This window comes from Massilia sp. P2_C2 (assembly GCF_056404615.1).
The window spans coordinates 1-18124 of sequence record NZ_JBFUDR010000116.1; the positions used below are offsets into that span (position 1 = coordinate 1).

The window sequence follows — 18124 nt, forward strand, 5'->3', positions numbered from 1 at the left end:
CGGCCTTGTCATTGGGCCGCTTGTGGCGGCCCGAAACAGGACGGTAACCGACGTTACTCGACCTTCGCCTGCTTGTTGGAGGCGTTCTGGAACAGCGGGATCGGATCGCTCGTGTCGACCTCCACCACCGTCATGCCGACTGTGCTACCACCGGTCAGGTAGCTGACCGAGCCCAGGTGACGCTTGCCGGTCGCGAGGCCCGACCACGAGATCGCCACCGACGCGGTGCCACCCAAGGCCACGGCGCCAGGCGCCATGACCTTGAAGCTGCCGCCGGTCGCGGCCGGGGTCAGCACCCAGCTGGACAGCTTGTAGTTCGCGCTGCCGCCCGCCGGATCGTAGCCGACCACGCAGACCTTGTAGTCGCCCGCCACCGGATTGCGCAGGGTGACCATCTCGTTGCTGGTCTCGGTGCCGCTGGAGCCGACGACGGTCGTGCCGCGCACCACCACCATGTCGAGGTCGGACGCGCCCGGCGCGCCGCCGACGGTGTCGCTGTCGTACAGGGCGAAGCGGGCCACGGTGGTGCCGGCCGGGATGGTGAACGCATGCACGTTCACGCCCGTGCCGCCGCCGCCCGTGCACACGCTGTTGCTCGTGTTCGGCGCCTTGACGATCGTCGCCGTGGCCTCGGCCGCCGGGATCAGGCCGGACTTGGCCGTCGTCATCGCGCCGCCGAAGCCGGTGCCGATGGTGATGACCTTGGAGCCGGACGCCGCTTCGCTCGCCACCGTGGCCGGCACGGCGATCGTGGCGGCGCGCACCGTCAGCGGGCTGCGCACGGCGTGCGTGCCGTCGGACCAGGCCAGCCTGCCGTACACCCAGGTGTTCAGCGGCGCGCTGGTGCGGGTCAGCTTCACGGTGTACGTGCCCTTCTGGCCCGGCGCCAGCGTGAGCGTGGACGGCTGCACGTCGACCGCGAAGCCCGCCAGCTGCGCGGTGGCGTTATACGTCGCCGCCGCGCCGCCGACGTTGGTGACGGTGCGGGTCAGCGTCTGGATGCCCAGCACGCTGGCGGCCGTCAGCGACGGCAGGTTCAGGTCGTACGGCTGGATCGAGCCGACGTTCGTGCAGGTGCCGGGGCTGAACACGTTCGTGATGCCCAGGCCGCACAGGAAGCGTGCGTAGTCGACCGTGCCCAGGTCGTACACAAGACCCGGGTCGACGGCGACGGACGGCGCCACGTGGCCCGCGCCCTGGCCCCACGGCAGCGTGCCGGTGGTCCTGGCCGTGCCGTCCCATGCGACCGCACCATTCAGGCCATCGCTGAACGTGTCGTAGGCCGTCGTCATGAGGGCCGACTTGATCATGGCCGGGCTCCAGTCCGGGTGGCGCTGTTTCAGCAGCGCGGCGATGCCTGCCACGTGCGGCGAGGCCATCGACGTGCCGGTGTAGAACGCGAAGTCCTTGGCCGGTGCCGGTTCGCCGGCGGCGACGGCGTCGCGCTGGGCCTTCGTCAGGTCGGCGCTGACGGCGGCCAGGATGTCCGTGCCCGGTGCCGTCACGTCCGGCTTCATGATGTTGGCGTTGGCCACGTTCGGGCCGCGCGACGAACTGTTGTTCATCACGGGCGCCTGCACGTTCGGATCGACGATGCCGCGCAGGTTGTCCAGCGCCGCGGTGGCGCCCGGCGTCGCCGCGTAATAGGTCTTGACCTTGTCGCCGTCTTCCTTCGTGATGTGGACGGTCGAGATGGTGTGGGCCTGGTTCAGGATCGTCGTCGCACCGCCCGCCACGTTGGCGATGATCACGCCCACGGCGCCCGCCGTCTTGCCGTTCGCGCTCTTGTTGACGAGGACGTTGCTGCCGCGGTCGCAGACGAGGATCTTGCCCGTCACCTTGGCCGGGTCGAGCAGCGGGGCGACGCTGTCGGCCGGGCCGAAGCAGCGGTTCAGGTCGGCGCTGGCCGGATCGACGCCGGGCAGGCCGGCATCGCGCGCCAGGATCAGCGGGGACGACGGCGTGTTGGCGTTGCCGGACGCACCGGTGACGGTGATACCGTTGCCCAGTGCGGCGTCGGCCACATAGATGCGGTTGTGCGTGGAATTGCCGACCGTCGTCAGCCAGGGGCTGATGTGGGCGACGGGCGCGGTGGCCGGGCCGGAGTTGCCGGCCGATGCCGCCACGAACACACCGGCCGCCGCCGCGCCGAGGAACGCGACTTCGGTCGGTTCGTTGAACGCGCCGCCGCCGGCGTTCGGACCGATCGAGAAGTTGATGACGTTCACGCCATCCTTCACGGCCTGTTCGATCGCGGCCACGCTATTCGACGTGGCGCAGCCGTTCGCACCGGTCACGCCGTCGGTCCAGCAGACCTTGTACGCGGCAATGCGGGCGCGCGGCGCCATGCCGGTGATCTTGCCCAGGCCCACGCCGCTGGCGCTCGCCGACACGTGGGCGTTGCCGCCCGCCGTGCTGGCCGTGTGGTCGCCGTGGCCGCCATGGCCTTCGGCGCCGGCGACGGAATCGCGCGCCGACAGGAACTCGGTCCAGTGCAGCGTCTGCGTGGGCTGCTTGAACCAGCGCGCGCCGATCAGCTTGTTGTTGCAGTCGCTGGCCTTGAAACCTTCGCCGACCTGGCACGTGCCCTTCCACGATGCCGGCGGCGAGTCGTAGGCGAGCGTGCTGCCGTTGCGGCTCGGGTTGCCGTTCCCGTCGACGCGGTCGGCGAAGCTGTCGTGTTCCGGCCAGATGCCCCCGTCGACGATGCCGATGATGATGCCCTCGCCGGCCTTGTCCTGGCCGCCGAGCTGGTCCCACAACCCGCCCGGCTTGTCCAGGCCGAGGAAGGTCGGGGTATAGCTCGTGTCGAGCTGCAGGATCGAGTCGGCCGCGATGTTGGCGACGCCGGGATTCTTCTTCAGGGCGCGGACCTCGTCATCGGTCAGCATGGCCGAGAAGCCGTTGAAGACGACCTTGTATTCGTTGGTGACCTGGGCCTGGTTGACGGTGGCGAGGACGTCGGCCTGCTTCGTCTCCAGGTAGGTGATGTAGTTCTGGACGCTGGACGCGTCGACGTCCAGGCGCTGTCCGGCCGTCGGCTTGGTGGCCGCCAGGCCGCTGACGCTGCCGTCGTAGGTGGCGACCGGCTTGTCGGCCAGCTGGACGATGTAGGAGCGGCGGACTTCGCCGTCGGCATAGGCATGGGTGGCCGCGGCGACGGTCAGCGCGAACAGGACGGCCGAAGTGATGGGACGCAGTTTCATGGTCGGCTCCGTTCGATCAGGCCCGGCTGGACGTGGCGGCGGCCTTGCGGCGGCGCAGCGCCAGCGCACTGACACCGAGACCCAGCAGCGCCAGGCTGCCCGGCTCCGGCACCGTGGTCAGGTTGACGTTGTCGATGGCGAATTGCGCCTGGTAGATCGACGGATCGGACCAGTCCTGCGCGACGGTGCAGCCGCCATTGCCGTCGAACAGGCAGGCGCGGATCGTCAGGCTGTTCAGGGTGGCGTTGGCGAAGACCGAACCCGGGGTGGCGGTGTCGAACAGCGGATTGCCGCTGTCGTCCATGCCCGGAAAGTCGAACGTGGTGTCGATGACGCCGCCGTTCGCGAGATGTCCGCTCAACATCAGGCGGCCATAAGAAAAATTGGGCCGGCCGCCGAACGGGGCGACGAAGCCATAATCGAGGCTTTGCAGGCTGAAGAAGCCGCCGTCGCTTTTCTTGAAGGTCACGCCGCCATCGTTCAGGCCGACGTAGAAATGACTCGTGTCGTTGGTGGGGCAGCCGCCGAGCCAGCAGGTGGTCGGATCCATGCCGTTGGCAAGCAGGCCGACGGCGCCGCTGAGCCCGCCGTGGTTGTCGACCGCGCGCAGCGTGTAGCCGGCATCAAGCAGCGTGTCGTCGCCGCCATAGATGGCATCCGGGGACAGGGATTCAAAGTTCACCACGGTGGCCATGGCGGGGGCCGCCCCTGACAGCGCAAGCGCTGCGATAACGCCAAGGACCATTTTGTTCAGCCCGGGTCGGGCCTGTGCAACGCAAGAAATTCGATTGTTTGTCATGTCTCTCGCCTAAAGTGGAAGCGCCATTGGATGAGGCGCTTTCGTGTTTTTTTACCAACTGCACGATTTTTCACTTTAGCAAGAAAACAATTTTTATAAAAAAAAATTATCCAAATTAACTATTGTCTTGCAGATATGAAATTGAACAATATTTGGATTTCCCTATGAAACGCGCCATGCCGCAGACCAAAAAGTTGTCGTTTTTTAATTACAACTTCTTGCAGAATCCCATATTCCTCGACATCCAGTCCCGGTCATGGTAATTATTTCGCAACATATCTTTATGGAAACAAGTGCAATATTGCAACTTTGTGTCTTGCCTCGGGTGACAACAATCGGTTCCGTCCTTGTGCGAATTCATGTTCGATTGAAAACTTGGACACAAATCATCATCGCCAATTGGTTGCTCACAGGCCACAAACGTTCGCTCGGGCATCATCTACAGAGTATGATTACGCTTCCCTGAAGCCGACTCGAGAGACCCATCCAGGATGAACGTTCCCGCGCACACCGATGCTTTGTTCCGCCAGGCCGAACGCGGCGTGTTGCCGCTTGGCGAACTGTTTCAGGGAGCGCAGACAATGGTCGAGCTGGGCCTGCCCCAGGAAGCCATCCGGTTGTACGAAACATGGATCGCACACACGGCGTCGCCCGCGGCTTACGCAGCCTGCTTCAACCTCGCCGTCGCGCGCGGCAACGTGGGCGACGATGCCGGTGCCGAACGCGACTACCTCAAGGCCATCGCCCTCGCCCCCGCATTCATCGAAGCGCGCCTGAACCTCGGCACCCTGTACGAGCGCATGAACCGCCAGGACGCCGCGCTGGCCGCGTGGCAGGGCATCCTCACGGACATCCCGGACCTGGCGTCGAAACCGGCACTGCAGGTGCAGGCCCTGAACAACCTGGGCCGCCTGTGCGAGATCCGCAAGCGCCTGCCGGAAGCGCTGGACTACCTGACGCGCAGCCTGGAACTCGATGCCGACCAGCCCAAGGTCATCACGCACTGGGTGCACCTGCGCCAGAAGCTGTGCGTGTGGCCGGTTTATGCAGCCTTTGCCGGCGTCACGGTGGAAGAACAACGCCGCCACACGTCGGCACTCGCGATGCTGGGCGCGTCGCCCGATCCGGCCGAGCAACTGGCCGCGTCGCGCCATTTCGTCGAGCGCAAGGTGCACGCGGCGCCGGAACAGCTGGCGCCCCCCGAGGGCTATGCCCACAAGCGCATCCGCATCGGCTACCTGTCTTCCGACCTGTGCTCGCACGCGGTGGCGATCCTGACGGCCGAACTGTACGAACTGCACGACCGCAGCCGCGTCGACGTCTATGCGTTCTCCTGGAGCCGCGAGGACAATTCGCCGCTGCGCGCGCGCGTGGTGGGCGCGATGGACCACTATATCCGCATCGACCGCATGACGGACGAGGAAGCGGCGCGCTGCATCCGCTCGCACGAGATCGACGTCCTCGTCGACCTGCACGGCCTCACGCTGGGCGCGCGCGCCGACATCCTCGGCTGGCGCCCCGCCCCCGTGCAGCTGACGTGGCTGGGCTTTCCCGGCCCGACGGCGGTGCCCGGCATCGACTACGTGGTGGCCGACGATTTCGTGCTGCCACCCGCGCTGGAAGCGCACTTTACCGAGAAGCCGCTGCGCATGCCGCACACGTTCCAGATCAACGACCGCCGCCGCGCCATCGGCCCCACGCCCACGCGCGCCGCGAGCGGCCTGCCGGACGACGCGTTCGTGTTCTGCTCGTTCAACAGCAATTTCAAGTTCACGCCCGAGGTGTTCGACAGCTGGATGCGCATCCTGCAACAGGTGCCGCACGGCGTGCTGTGGATCGTGGCCGACAGCGACGCCACCCGCGCCAACCTCGTGCGCGAGGCCGAGGCGCGCGGCGTGGCGGGCTCGCGCCTGCTGTTCGCGGCGCGCGTGGCGCCGGCCGACTACCTGGCCCGCTTCCGCCTGGCCGACCTGTTTCTCGACACCAATCCGTTCAATGGCGGCACCACCGCCAGCGACGCCCTGTGGGCCGGCCTGCCCGTGCTGACCTGGACCGGCCAGACCTTCTGCTCGCGCATGGCCGGCAGCCTGCTGAACGCCGTCGGCCTGCCGGAACTCGTCACGCACACGCTGCACGACTACGAGGCGCTGGCCATCGCCCTCGGCAACGACCGCCCGCGCATGACCACGCTGCGCGAGCGCCTGGCCGCCAACCGCGACACGAGCCCGCTGTTCGACACGCCCCGCTTCGTGCGCGACTACGAAGACCTGCTGGCCTCCGTCGTCAGGCGCCCGGCCGGCGTCGAACTTTCGGATGAGCCGCAACGTGCGCGCCTGCAGGACGTGCCGGCGCCCGCGCAACTGACCCTGCAACAGGACAGCATGCTGTCGCTGCTGCGCCCCGGGATGCACAGCATCGTCGAAGTGGGCGGCGCGACGCTGGCGCAGGCGTGGCGCGCGCGCGTGCCAAATTCGCACTACATTGCCATCAGCGCCACCGTCGGTGCCGCCGCCGGCTGGAGCACCGGCGCCGTCGAGTGCGACCCCGAACAACTCACGGACGCCGACTGGCAGCAGTTGGCCGCCGCCCAATGCTGGCTGTTCCCGGAAACGCTGGAACGCCTGCGCGATCCGTGGGCCTTCCTCGCGCGCCTGCGCCGCCAGGCGAACGGCCCGGTGGAACTGGTCGCCTGCATCAACAACGGCCAGCACTGGCTGGTGCAGGCGCTGCTCGCGGCCGGCAACCTGAACTACCAGGCCGGCGGCGTGCCGGACCGCCGCAACCTGCACCTGTTCACGCGCGCATCGCTCGCCGCGCTGCTGCAGGAATGCGGCTTTTCCCTCGTCGCCATGAGCATCGTGAACGCCCACCAGCCGCCGCCGGCCGTGCTGGGTGCGATCCGCTCCCTGGCCGCAGCCACCGGGGCCGATCCCGAACTGGCCGTGCAGGATGCCCTGCCTTACCAATACCTGGTACGTGCCATCGCTGCATAAGGCCTGCGCCCGGCGTCAGGTGCGCGGCACGGCCTTGACCGGTTCCGGCAGATAGCGCGCATAGCGCTGCAACGCGGCGCGGATCGCGTCGTGGTCCAGTTCGAACCGGTATTCGACCTCGTCTTCCGCCGCGCGGCGCGCGCCGAAGCGTTCGTGGAACGCCCACACGCTGCGGTTGTCGCGGTTGACTTCGAAGTGCGCATCCCGGAAGCCGAGATGGTCGAGTGCATAGCGATAGACGATCAGTGCCGACTCGATCGCCACCCAGGCCGGCGCGCCATCAGCGACGATCCAGCTGCCCCACGAGAAACTGTCGCCGATCGCGTTGTACAGTCTGACCGTGCCGACCGGTTCACCGGCGCCGCCCTGGTCGTCCTTGAGACAGATGATGAAATAGGCCTGGCCGCTGCCGGCCCGGTAGCGCTCTATCCACGCTTCCTGCCTGGCGACGTCGGGGTCGACCGAGGACAGGTGCGCGCTTTTCTTCGGGTCGAGCCGCAGCGCAAGGATGTAGGCGGCATCGGCCCGCTCGACGTCGCGCAACACCAGTTTGTTGCCGATGAGGGCGGCGGCGGGGCGGATGATCGGTTGGTCGCTCATGGGCATTCCTGATTGCGGTCGGGCGAGGCAGGATAACACGCCGCGCCCGGCTTGCCGCGATGAAAACGTGGTATTCGCCGCGGTCGACTTTTAGTTGCTCACGGGCCACATTTCTCGCCCGTGTCTACAGCGACAGAGTATGATTACGCTTCCCCGGAAAGCGCCGCGCGCGGGCCGGGTTCCAACGTTGCAGGAGCATCCATGTCCCGTTCATCCACTGCCCGAGTCCACGATGGCGCCAGCGTCGCCGCTGACGCGCAACTGGGCGATTTTGTCGTAGTCTATCCCGGCGCCGAGATCGGCGCGGGCTGCCACGTGCGCGGCTTCACCCAGGTCTGGGACGGTGTCCGCCTGCAGGACGGCGTCGACCTGGGCCCCGGCGTCACCATCGAAGCGCCGGAAGACGGACGCACGAGCGACGTGGTGGTCGGCGCCGGCACGCGCGTCGGCGCGGGCGCGCTGATCTGCCGTGGCGTGCGCATCGGCCAGGGTGCCGAGGTGGTGGCAGGTGCGGTCGTCGCGCAGAACGTGCCGCCCTACGCGATCGTGGCCGGCTCACCCGCCCGTGTGGTGAACTATGTGCAGCAGGCCGGCAGGCCGGCCGAGATCGAACTGCACAGCGTCGCCACCCTGCCGAAGACGCCGTCCATCGTGCGCCTGGGCGTGGGCGACGTGACCCTGCACCGCTTCAAGTACGTGCGAGATCCGCGCGGCGATCTGTCCGTGGGCGAGTTCGCGCGCGAGATCCCGTTCGTGCCAAAGCGCTACTTCCTCGTCATGAACGTCCCCAACGACAAGGTCCGCGGCGAGCATGCGCACTACCGGTGCCACCAGTTTCTCGTCTGCGTGAAGGGCAGTTGCGCCGTCGTCGTCGACGATCTGAAGTCGCGCGTGGAAGCGCCGCTGGACACGCCCGACGTCGGGCTGTACCTGCCGCCCATGACCTGGGGCATCCAGTATAAATACTCCAGCGACGCCGTGATGATGGTGTTCGCCTCCGACTACTACGAAGCGGACGATTACATCCGCGATTACGACGAATTCGTCGCCGCCAAGCGCCGCATCGATGGCGGGGCCCCTACCCCGGAGCACGCATGAGCATTCCATTCCTCGACCTGAAAGCCATCAATCTCGCCCAGCAGGAAGAGATCGAACAGGCAATGCAGCGCGTGCTGCAGTCCGGCTGGTACATCCTGGGCAAGGAAGTCGAGGCGTTCGAGCAGGCCTGGGCCGCTTATTGCGGCACCCGCCACGCGATCGGCGTCGCCAACGGCCTGGATGCAATCTTCCTCGTACTGAAGGCCTGGGGTGTGGGTCCGGGCGACGAGGTCATCGTCCCCAGCAACACATATATCGCCACCTGGCTCGCGGCCTCGCACTGCGGCGCCACCCCGGTGCCGGTGGAACCGGTCGAAGGCACATACAACCTCGACCCGGCACGCGTGGAAGCGGCGATCACGCCGCGCACGAAGGCCATCGTGCCCGTGCACCTGTACGGCCAGTGCGCCGACATGAACCCGCTGATGGACATCGCCGCGCGCCACGGCCTGAAGGTGGTCGAGGACGGCGCGCAAGGCCATGGCGCGACCTACAAGGGCCGGCGTGCCGGCGCGCTGGGCCATGCGGCCGCCTTCAGCTTCTACCCCGGCAAGAACCTGGGCGCGCTGGGCGATGCCGGCGCGATCACGACCGACGACGACGCCCTGGCTCAACAGCTGCGCACCTTGCGCAACTATGGCTCGCAGAAGAAGTATCACAACGAAGTTATCGGCTTCAATTCGCGCCTGGACGAACTGCAAGCCGCCATCCTGTCCGTCAAGCTGACGGCACTGGACGGCCAGAATGCGCGGCGCGCGGCCATCGCCGCCGTCTACGACGAGCAGCTGGCGGGTATTCCGGGACTGGCCCTGCCTGCCGTTCCGTCCTGGACCGCCCCGGTCTGGCACCTGTACGTCGTGCGCCACGCGCGCCGCGACGAACTGGCGCGCGGCCTGGCGGACCTGGGCGTCGGTACGCTGGTCCATTATCCGATCGCGCCGCATCTGCAGGCGGCCTATGCGCAACTGGGTCTGGAGCATGGCCGCTTTCCGATCGCCGAGGCGATCCACCGCGAGGTGCTCAGCCTGCCGATGGGCCCGACCATGACGCGCGAGCAGGCCATCGAGGTGGCGCAGGCCGTGCGCCGCGTGGCCGGCACGCTCTGATTCACTGTTCCCGTCACCCATTCCGTACCGACCATGTCTGTCCAGCCGCAATCACCCAGTTCCGTCGCCGCGCGCGCGCCAACCCTTACCACCGCGGGCGAGCGCCGGGCGGAGCTGTTCCAGATCGCCTGGTCCGACGAGGTGCTGGCCGGGATCGAACCGTCCTACGGCGTGCTGGACAACCGCGTCGACGCCCGCCACGACTGGCGCGAATACTGGCCGATCCGCCGGTTCCTGCTTGGCGAGCCGCTCGACGAAGCCACGTACTACGGGTTCTTTTCGCCGAAGTTCGCGTCCAAGACGGGCCTGTCGCACCAGGCCGTGCTCGATTTCGTCGCGGCGGCGCCGGCGGACACCGACGTGTTCACGTTCAGCCCCCAGGCGGACATGGGCAGCTTCTTCCTCAGCGTCTTCGAGCAGAACGAGTTGTTCGACCCGGGCTTCAACGCGGCCAGCGACGCCTTCCTGGCCGCCGCCGGTCGTCCGCTGTCGGTGGCGAACCTGGTGATGGATTCGCGCCAGATCGTGTTCAGCAATTTCATCGTCGCCCGCCCCGCGTTCTGGCGCGCCTGGCTGAACCTCAACGAACAGCTGTTCGCCATCTGCGAAGGCCCGGATACGCCGCTCAGGACGATGCTGACCCACGCGACCACCTACCCCGGCGCCGTCGAGCGCAAGGTGTTCCTGATGGAGCGCATCGCGTCGCTGCTGCTGACGATCGAACCGGGCTGGAAAGTGCGCGCCTACGACACCTTCCGTCTCGCCTGGTCGGCCACCCGGCTGGGCGAACAGAAACTGGATGCGGTGATCAGCGACGCGCTCAAGATCGCGATGCGCGAACAGGGCTTCGCCGAATACATGGAAGCCTTCGGCGCGGTCCGCAACCGGCTGCGCGCCGGTTGAACCGCAGGCGGCTCAGACCCTGAGCCGTTCCAGGCCGGCCAGGAACGACGCGCGCGAATGGCGCTGTTCGAAGCCGGCGTTGCTGGAGCGCGAAAAGCCCTCGTAGTCCGCGTCGATGGCGCGCAGCGCGGGCGCGATGTCGGCGAGCGTGGTGAACGTCAGGTGCCGCTCGGGCATCATCGAGACGTGCGACGCAGTCAGGAAATCGTAGCTGTCCGTCGGCTTCGCATTCGTGTTGAGCAGCACGGGCACCCCGGCGCTCTTCACTTCCACGGCCACCAGGGCGCCGCCGACCGGGAAACTCGGCACGTAGACCGGGTTCTCGATCGCCAGCAGCGCGCGCTGCACCGACGGCACGTTGCCGTGGTAGACGAAGCGCGCGGGATCGATGTCGCTCTTCGCCAGCAGGGTCCGGACGAGGTCGAGGTACGGGTCCGGCAGTTTGCCGAAATGATGGTGCACGCCGGCGCCGGACTGCAGCAGCGCGGCCACGACGTGCGGATACGACAGCGGCGCGAAGTCGCCGGCGAAATCGTACTTGCCGGAGCTGCCCGCGCTGACGGTATTCAGCGGCCGGCCCGCGACGCGCTGCGGCATGCGGGCCGGTTCGGCCACCTGCGCGTCGTGCAGGTCCAGCACGTGCACGCCGGAGCCGCAGTGCGCGCCGCACAACCGCCCGCCTTCCGCGTTGATGTCGATGTGCGCGTATCCCTTCATGCTCGCGCCCAGCGAAGGCTGGTAGTCGCAGTGGTGATAAAAGATCCGGCGCGGCACCGGTGCCGCGGCCGTCGCCACGACGGGGATCGGATCGACGTGGTGGTTGAACACGCTCGTGTAGTCGGGGCGCAGCTGCAGGATCAGCGTGCGCAGGAAGTCCGCCTTGAACGCGAGGTCGCCGGGCGGCAGGAACAGCACAGGCAGCGGCGCGAAGAATGCCTGCATCTCGCGCCGCTCGTCGGGTGTCTGCTGGTCGAACGGGTCGGTGACGATGACGACGTTGCGCGGCGCGAGCTGGGCGAAATTCTTGGCGACCCGGCTATGCCCGCCGACGTTGAAGAACTGCGATCCGATGATCAGCTGCAGGCCGCTGCCCGGCGCCCACGCCGGCGTATCGGCATACATCCGCTCGCTCAGGCGCTCGAGGATCGCGTCGAGTTGCGGATAATACAGCGCCTTCGTGTCGAACAGCTCGTGCAGGAACGTCGCGCGCACGTGCTGGAAAGCGATCATCAGGACGGCCTGCGGCGCCAGTGTGTCGGCCAGCGCCGGCGTCAGGTTCTCGTCCTGGAACAGGGCGTCCAGTCCTTCCCGTTGAATGATCATGGTGTTACGGTTCCCGAATGGCTTCGTCCAGGCCCTTCGTCAGGGGCCACAATAGATACGACAACACGGTGCGCTTGCCGACGACGATCTCGGCCGTCAGGGTCATGCCCGGCAGCAGGCGCGCGTGCGGATCCATGTTCTTCAGCCGGCTGGCGCCCAGGTCGACGCGGCTGACGTAATAGGCATCCGTGCCCGTTGCCATATTGGTCGTGTCGCGCTTGAACGCATCCTCGGACAGCGTGCGCACCTTCGCCTCCAGCGTGCCGTGCTTCTGGAACGGGAATGCGTCGAGCTTGATGTGCACCTTGTCGCCCGGTTTCACATGGCCGACGTCGAGCGAATCGATCTGCACCTCGGCATCCAGCGCCGTACCGAGCGGCACGAGCGTGAACAGCTTCTCGGCGGCCTGGGCGACGGAGCCCTGCGACAGCTTGGCGATGTCCTGCACCATGGCGTCGGCCGGCGCCGTCAGCACGACCTTGTCGCGGCGCAGCGTGCCCTTCTTGATCTGCTCGGCCGTCGCATCGCGCTCGCGCGTGAGGTTCAGCATGTCTTCCATGATCTTCTGGCGCCAGCCGTTCACGAAGGCCTGCTTCTCGGCCTCCATGCCGGCCAGCTCGCGCCGGATCTGCGGCTCCTGGTTCTTCGCCAGCGTGTAGTCGCGTTCCACTTCCATGCGCTTGTTGCGCGCGTCCAGCAGGTTGACCTTGGCGCCGAATTTCTGGTCGACGAGGCGTTCCTGCATGCTCTCCACTTCGCGCAGCGACCTGGTGCGGTCGCCCAGCACCTGCTGGTCGCGCAAATTCGTGTCCAGCGCGGCGCGGGTCTTGGCGATGTTCTCGTTCAGGCGCGTGACCTGGGCCGCGAAGTTGGCGCGGCGCTCGCCGGCCAGCTTGTCCTGCAGCTGGGTGTCGGCCGACACCTGGCCGCTTTCCGCCGGCGTCGTCTTGCCGGTCAGTTCGGCCTCGAGGCGCTTCACCTGCGTGTCCAGGCTGTCGAACTTCAGGCGCAACTGGGCCTGGTCGGCGTCGGCGTCCGTCGGGTCCAGGGTGGCGAGGCGTTCGCCCTTCCTGACGACCTGGCCGATGCGCACGTCGATCGAACGGATGATCGAGGTCTCGATCGGCTGCACGACGATGTTCGACAACGGCGTCGTCAGGCGGCCCTGCGCCTTCACGACCTCGTCGATCTCGGCGAAGCTCGACCAGACGAGGAAGCACACCAGCATCGCCGCCAGCGCATGCACCGTGATGCGGGCATACGGCGGCAGCGGCCGGCGCTCGATCTCGTCGGCGTCGGGCAGGAACTCGATGTCGGTCGGGTCCGCCGCGGTCACAGATGACTTGTTTGCTGGTTCCATAATTGAATGTAGGTAGAGCAGCGCGTCAGGAGTTCTTCGTGACGGCCCGCGTCCATCAGCTGACCACGCTGCATGACCAGGATGGAATCGGCATTGACCAGCGTCGACAGGCGGTGCGACACCATGATCACGGTGCGGCCGACGGCGATGCGCGACAGGTTGTTGATGAAGATGGCTTCGCTTTCCGGGTCGAGCGCGCTGGCCGCTTCGTCCAGCACGAGGATGCGCGGCTTGGCCAGCAGCGCGCGGGCGATCGACAGGCGCTGCTTCTGGCCGCCGGACAGGTTCGACGCGTTTTCTTCCAGCATCGTGTCATAGCCCTGCGGCATGCGCTCGATGAACTCGTCGGCGCCGGCGGCTCTGGCGGCTTCGACGATCTCCTCGAAGCCGGCCTCGGGCATCGTGGCGGCGATGTTCTCGCGTACGGTGCCGTGGAACAGGAAATTTTCCTGCAACACGACGCCGACCTGGCGCCGCAGGTGCGACAAATCGATCTCGCGGGCGTCGTAGCCGTCGAAGCGGACGATGCCTTCCTGGATCCGGTACAGGCCGTGGATGACCTTGGTGATCGTCGTCTTGCCCGAGCCGCTGCGGCCCACGATGCCGATCACGCTGCCTTCCTTGATCTCGAAGGTGGCGCGATCGAGCGCATTGTTCTGCGCGCCCGGGTAGCGGAACACAACGTTGTCGAACGTAATATTGCCGCGCAACTCGGGGCGCAGGCCGCCGCTGCGGCCTTCCGGCGCGCGGTTCATGACCTCGCCCAGCATGCGCACGGACAGCGCCGTTTCCTGGTATTCGTTGACGAGGCCCACGAGCGCGATCAGCGGGCTGCTGACGCGGCCGGACAGCATCTGGAAGGCGATCAGGGCGCCGACGGACAGGGTCTGGTCGAACACGTCCTGGGCGCCGATGACGATGATCACGACCGGCAGCAGCTTGCCGAGGAAGTCAGTGACGGCATTGCCCGCGATGGAGATCTGGCCCACGCGGAAATGCTGGGTCAGCGCATTGGCCGAGCGCTGGTCCCAGGCGCGGCGCTGCATCGGCTCGATGGCCAGCGCCTTGACGGTGCGCATGCCGTGGATCGTCTCCACCATGAGCGCCTGGCGCTCGCCCTCGGCCGTGTACAGGTCGTTCAGGCGGCGCTGGAACGTGGGCACGAGGATGGCGACGATGGCGCTGATGATGAGGGTGAACAGCAGCACGATCATCGCCAGCTTGATCGAATAGCTGAACAGGATGGGCAGCAGGATGAACAGCGCCGTCAGGTCGAGCGCCGTGGAGAACATCCGTCCCGTGAGGAAGTTGCGGATCTTTTCCATCTGCTGCATGTGGCGCACGACCACGCCCGCGGACGTGGTCTCGAAGTAATCGATGGGCAGCGACAACAGCTGCGCGAACGTGCGCCGCGTGAGGCGGATGTCGATCTTGTTGGTGCCCCACAAGGTCAGCATCCGGCGCATGAAGCCGAACGTGGATTCGAACAGCAGCGCGATGACGATGCCGGCCGCCAGCACCCACAACGTCGATACGCTGTGGTGCACGAGCACCTTGTCGATGACGAGCTGGAAAAAGATCGGCGACGCGAGGCCGAGGACGTTCATGGCCATCGCGGCGATGGCGATGTCGCGGAACGCGGCCTTCTGCTGCAGGATCTCGGGAATGAACCAGCGCAGGCCGAACGGCTGGCGGGTGTCCGTCAGCGTCGAGGTGCGCTTGAGGAACAGGACTTCGCCGCTCCACAGGGCCTGGAACGCGGACGGTTCCAGCATCTTGACGCTGCCCAGGTCGCCGAGCGGATCGAGCACGGCGAGCACGCCGCCGTCGTCGCCGCGGGCACCGACGACGATCATGCTGTTGCCGTCCTTCATGCGCGCGAGCAGCGGGAACACGCCCTTCTGCCCCAGCAGTTTATCGACCGTCAGCTGGCGCAGCCTGGCCTTCAGGCCGATGCTCGACGCCATCCCCAGCAGCATCGCGGACGACGGCTCTTCTGCGGTCAACGCATAGTCGTGGATCAGGCGTTCCGGGTTCACTTGCAGGCCATGGTGCTGCGCGATGGCAGTCAGGCATTGCAAAGTTGTATGGAGAAATTTTTCGGCCATTAGGAAACTAATAGATACGGAAGGCGGCAGACCGAGAGATTACCTTGTTGTTCGACAGAATTGTTGCTGAACAGCACTGTGTTAAGCCCTTTGTTCTTCGTTTGTCGTATTTTGAACGCAAAAAAAGGCAAGACCGATAAGGGTCTTGCCTTTTTGCTGACACGGCGGGGCCGGCGCGAACCGGCCCCTGTGACATTACTTGTGGCCGCCGGTGGCGAGGAAGCCCGAGTCCTGCGGCGTGGTGATCGACTTGGCCAGCGATTCGGCCGTCGATGCCAGCGTCGCATTCGTGCCGACGACCTGGTTGCCGTTGGCGTCGAACTGCTTCATCACGTCGACCATGCTGCCGACCGAGGCCAGCAGACCGGTCTGCGTACCGCCGGACAGGTCCGGCAGCGTCAGGCCGCCGGCCGCTGCGCCGGTGTCGACGGCGTTGAAGGCCGCCATCGCCTGCACCAGGCTGCCCACCTTGCCGCGCAGGGTGTCGGTGTTGGCCGTGGCCGCAGCTTCGCCTGCCGTCTTGTCGGCGGTGAACCAGACGTCGGCCGTGGCGGCCGTGGAGCCGTCGGTCTTCGTCATGGTCGACTGCATGCCGATCCAGTTGCCGTTGTCCTTGGCCGAGGTCTTGTCGCCGTTGACGCCGATGCTTGCGATGTCCAGCGAAGCAAGGCTCTTCAGCTCGCCCGACTGGCTGACGCCGTCGCCGTTCGCATCGACCCACACCTTCAGCTGGCTGTACGCGGCATCCTTCGAATCGATCACGCCGTCGCCGTTGGCATCCATCTGGGCCAGTGCTTCATAGCCGTTGGATGCGTTCTGGCCATTCGCCAGCTTCGTGGCAGTACCGAACAGTTCGGCGCCGCTGTCGATCGTGCCGTTGCCGTTGCGATCCAGTGCCAGCAGGCCGTCCGTGCCATCCACCCAGCCCGTCGTCACCTTGTTGCCGGTGCCGAACAGGTCGAACTGCACACCCTGCTGGATGCTCGTCGTGTGGACGCCGTCGCCGTTCAGGTCCAGCACGATCGGGCTGCCGATGTGGAGCTGCTGGATCTGGTCCGTCGACATCGCGGCGACCTGGGCCGAAGTGAGGGCTTCGACCTGGGCCGTCGTCAGCGCGAATACCTGGTCCGTCGTCAGGCCGTTGGCGATCTGGTTCGTCGTCAGCGCGGCGATCTGGCTCGTCTTCATCGCGGCGAGGTCGGTGGTCTCCAGCGCGGCCACCTGGCTGGTCGTCAGGGACACCAGCTGGCTGGTCGTCAGCGCCTGGACCTGGGCGGTGGACAGCGCGACGATCTGGTCGGTCGTCAGGCCATTCGCCACCTGGTTGGTCGTCAGCGCGGCGACCTGGGCCGTGGTCAGCGTCGCGAACTGGCTGGTCGAGAGGCCGGTCGAGATCTGGCTCGTCGTCAGTGCCGCGACCTGGCTCGTCTTCAGCGCCACCAGGTCGGCCGTTTCCAGCGCAGCCACCTGGTCCGTCGTCAGGACGCCCACCTGGGCCGTCGTCAGGGCGGCGGCCTGGGCCGTCGTCAGGGCGACGATCTGGTCGGTCGTCAGGCCGCTGGCGACCTGGCTGGTCGTCAGCGCAGCAACCTGGCTCGTCTTCATCGCGGCGAAATCGGCCGTTTCCAGCGCGACGACCTGGTCCGTCGTCAACGCGGCGGTCTGGGCCGTCGTCAGGGCGGATGCCTGGGCCGTCGTCAGCGCGACGATCTGGTCGGTCGTCAGGCCATTCGCCACCTGGGCGGTCGTCAGCGCGGCGACCTGGGCGGTCGTCAGCGACACGAACTGTGCCGTCGACAGGCCGGCCGAGATCTGCGCCGTCGTCAGCGCGGCGATCTGGTTCGTCTTGAGTGCCACCAGATCAGCCGTTTCCAGCGCAGCCACCTGGGCCGTCGTCAGACCGTTGGCGATCTGGCTCGTCGTCAGGGCGGACGCCTGGGCCGTGGTCAGGGCGACGATCTGGTCGGTCGTCAGGCCGTTGGCGACCTGGTTCGTCGTCAGCGCGGCAACCTGGCTCGTCTTCATGGCGGCGAAGTCGGCCGTTTCCAGCGCGGCGACCTGGGCGGTCGTCAGCGCGGCGGTCTGCGCGGTCGTCAGGGCACCGGCCTGGGCCGTGGTCAGCGCGACGATCTGATCGGTCGTCAGGCCGTTGGCGACCTGGCTGGTCGTCAGCGCGGCGATCTGCGCGGTCGTCAGCGACACGAGCTGCGCCGTCGACAGGCCGGCCGAGATCTGGCTCGTCGTCAGGGCGGCAACCTGGGCCGTCGTCAGTGCCGCCAGGTCGGCCGTTTCCAGCGCGGCGACCTGGTCGGTCGTCAGGCCGTTGGCGATCTGGTTCGTCGTCAGCGCGGCGGCCTGGGCCGTCGTCAGGGCGACGATCTGGTCGGTCGTCAGGCCGTTGGCGACCTGGTTCGTCGTCAGCGCGGCAACCTGGCTCGTCTTCATCGCGGCGAAGTCGGCCGTTTCCAGCGCGGCGACCTSGGCGGTCGTCAGCGCGGCGGTCTGSGCSGTCGTCAGSGCGGCRGCCTGGGCCGTCGTCAGGGCRACGATCTGGTCGGTCGTCAGGCCGTTGGCGACCTGGCTGGTCGTCAGCGCGGCRACCTGSGCGGTCGTCAGCGATGCGAACTG

General features: G+C 66.9%; 11 protein-coding genes. 4 read left to right on the top strand and 7 right to left on the bottom strand.

All coding sequences use genetic code 11. The annotated features are described in order from the left end of the window. Window positions 1-53: 53 nt before the first annotated feature. Window positions 54-3206, bottom strand: a complete 3153-nt coding sequence (locus tag AC1DYX_RS15140) for a S8 family serine peptidase (RefSeq protein WP_477260148.1) — start codon at window positions 3204-3206, stop codon at window positions 54-56. A gap of 16 nt (window positions 3207-3222) precedes the next feature. Further along, complete coding sequence (locus AC1DYX_RS15145) at window positions 3223-4005, bottom strand: NF038120 family PEP-CTERM protein (protein WP_477260150.1); 783 nt, start codon at window positions 4003-4005, stop codon at window positions 3223-3225. 491 nt (window positions 4006-4496) lie between these two features. On the opposite strand from AC1DYX_RS15145, the gene AC1DYX_RS15150 reads away from it, so the two are divergent. Beyond that, window positions 4497-6998, top strand: a complete 2502-nt coding sequence (locus tag AC1DYX_RS15150; protein WP_477260152.1) for an O-linked N-acetylglucosamine transferase, SPINDLY family protein — start codon at window positions 4497-4499, stop codon at window positions 6996-6998. 15 nt (window positions 6999-7013) lie between these two features. Here AC1DYX_RS15150 and AC1DYX_RS15155 read toward each other — a convergent pair whose 3' ends face one another. Then, window positions 7014-7598 (bottom strand): GNAT family N-acetyltransferase, encoded by a 585-nt coding sequence (locus tag AC1DYX_RS15155; RefSeq protein ID WP_477260154.1) that lies wholly within the window; start codon window positions 7596-7598, stop codon window positions 7014-7016. A 201-nt stretch (window positions 7599-7799) separates the two neighbouring features. Between AC1DYX_RS15155 and AC1DYX_RS15160 the strand changes: the two genes are divergently transcribed. Genes AC1DYX_RS15160 through AC1DYX_RS15170 form a run of 3 tightly spaced genes read left to right on the top strand, consistent with a single transcriptional unit; the run spans window position 7800 to window position 10705 of the window. After that, window positions 7800-8696 carry a WxcM-like domain-containing protein gene (locus AC1DYX_RS15160; protein WP_477260156.1) on the top strand — a complete coding sequence of 299 codons (897 nt, stop codon included), beginning with the start codon at window positions 7800-7802 and terminating at the stop codon, window positions 8694-8696. Next, on the top strand, window positions 8693-9802 hold the full coding sequence (locus AC1DYX_RS15165; RefSeq protein ID WP_477260158.1) for a DegT/DnrJ/EryC1/StrS family aminotransferase: 1110 nt from the start codon (window positions 8693-8695) through the stop codon (window positions 9800-9802). The genes AC1DYX_RS15160 and AC1DYX_RS15165 overlap by 4 nt, the downstream gene beginning before the upstream one ends. A gap of 33 nt (window positions 9803-9835) precedes the next feature. After that, on the top strand, window positions 9836-10705 hold the full coding sequence (locus tag AC1DYX_RS15170; RefSeq protein ID WP_477260160.1) for a hypothetical protein: 870 nt from the start codon (window positions 9836-9838) through the stop codon (window positions 10703-10705). Window positions 10706-10717: 12 nt separating this feature from the next. Here the strand turns inward: AC1DYX_RS15170 and AC1DYX_RS15175 are convergent, their stop codons facing one another. The 4 genes from AC1DYX_RS15175 to AC1DYX_RS15190 all read right to left on the bottom strand — a co-directional run. Beyond that, window positions 10718-12028: a hypothetical protein gene (locus AC1DYX_RS15175; RefSeq protein WP_477260162.1), complete on the bottom strand. Its 1311-nt coding sequence runs from the start codon at window positions 12026-12028 to the stop codon at window positions 10718-10720. Between the two features lie 4 nt (window positions 12029-12032). Further along, on the bottom strand, window positions 12033-13364 hold the full coding sequence (locus AC1DYX_RS15180) for an HlyD family type I secretion periplasmic adaptor subunit (RefSeq protein ID WP_477260164.1): 1332 nt from the start codon (window positions 13362-13364) through the stop codon (window positions 12033-12035). Next, window positions 13361-15469, bottom strand: a complete 2109-nt coding sequence (locus tag AC1DYX_RS15185) for a peptidase domain-containing ABC transporter (RefSeq protein WP_477260166.1) — start codon at window positions 15467-15469, stop codon at window positions 13361-13363. The genes AC1DYX_RS15180 and AC1DYX_RS15185 overlap by 4 nt, the downstream gene beginning before the upstream one ends. 222 nt (window positions 15470-15691) lie before the next feature. Next, on the bottom strand, window positions 15692-18124 hold a 2433-nt coding region (locus AC1DYX_RS15190; RefSeq protein WP_477260168.1), incomplete at its 5' end, for a beta strand repeat-containing protein.